1 protein-coding gene is annotated in these 1,037 nt (G+C 38.5%); it reads right to left on the bottom strand.

What is annotated here, in order from left to right; translation table 11 throughout:
- Positions 1–217 precede the first annotated feature (217 nt).
- Positions 218–751, bottom strand: a complete 534-nt coding sequence (locus AACW06_RS19690; RefSeq protein ID WP_192076348.1) for a hypothetical protein — start codon at positions 749–751, stop codon at positions 218–220.
- Between the last annotated feature and the right edge of the window lie 286 nt (positions 752–1,037).

The following is a 1,037-nucleotide window of genomic DNA, read 5'->3' on the forward strand; positions in this document are numbered from 1 at the left end:
AAGTTCCACAAAATCATTTCGACCAAGCCAACTTGCCGAAAACACGGAACGAATTCTCAATGAAATCGTAGCTTGGACCCTAAAAACTGACCAAACACATAACGCCGCGTTAAGTGGTGAGCAACGCTACCACCAGACCTAAGCTATTGTGCCGTAAACACTAAAGCCGATTCAAACTGAAAATGCCAAGCGTTGGGAATCCGTCTTAAACGCTTTGTTATAACATTATTTCCCACGTCATCACGTTACAAAGACCGCGTGTTTCTTTTACACTGGGTCTTAGCTTGATATCGATCCCTGAGGTTGTCGTGAGATTATGCCAACTTGAGTTGTTACTTAAATGCTCACCAATGTAAGCTAACTTCGCAGCATTATTATCAGTGTACTTTTTTGTTAGTCCAGCCGTAATAAACATAGCTGTAGCATTCGGATGAAACTGAAGTAGCTTAGCAAGTTTATCAATGTCATCTTCAAAATGTTTTTGGAGAATAACTTCCCTCGCTTTGAAGTATGTTTTTATTTCATAAAAACATTCAGGATCATTATTATGATCAAAGATCACGCAATCTACTTTTTGAACCATCTCCCTGCCAGCGGTACGTCCCGTTCCTTTTAGAAACCTCTTTAAAAATAGGAACATATAAGCCTGAATATCATATTCAAATATCTGATCTTCACCTTCATTGAGTAGCAGTTCGGTGTTTAAGAATACATTCCGTACTAGTTTTTTATTTATATCTACTAAAGACACCTTTTCTCTCCAACGATACTTTGCTAATGGTGTTATAACGCCCAATTAAGGGGTGAGCAACGCTACCACCTAACCTAAAGCATTGTGCCATAAACACTAAATTGGAAGTAGAACCAAAAATGCCAAGCGTTGGGAATCCCTCTTAAATTGCTTGTTATAACTACATTTTCTTTATTGGTTGGCATGCTAATAAAAAGAAGCAAAACACAAATGTGTACCCTGCTGCATTCAAAGACTTGAGTTCAGCGTAGTGTACCAGTAAAGACATAACTGTAGGGGCGATAAA

Source organism: Vibrio sp. S12_S33, assembly GCF_963889785.1.
GTDB classification, from domain to species: domain Bacteria; phylum Pseudomonadota; class Gammaproteobacteria; order Enterobacterales; family Vibrionaceae; genus Vibrio; species Vibrio aestuarianus.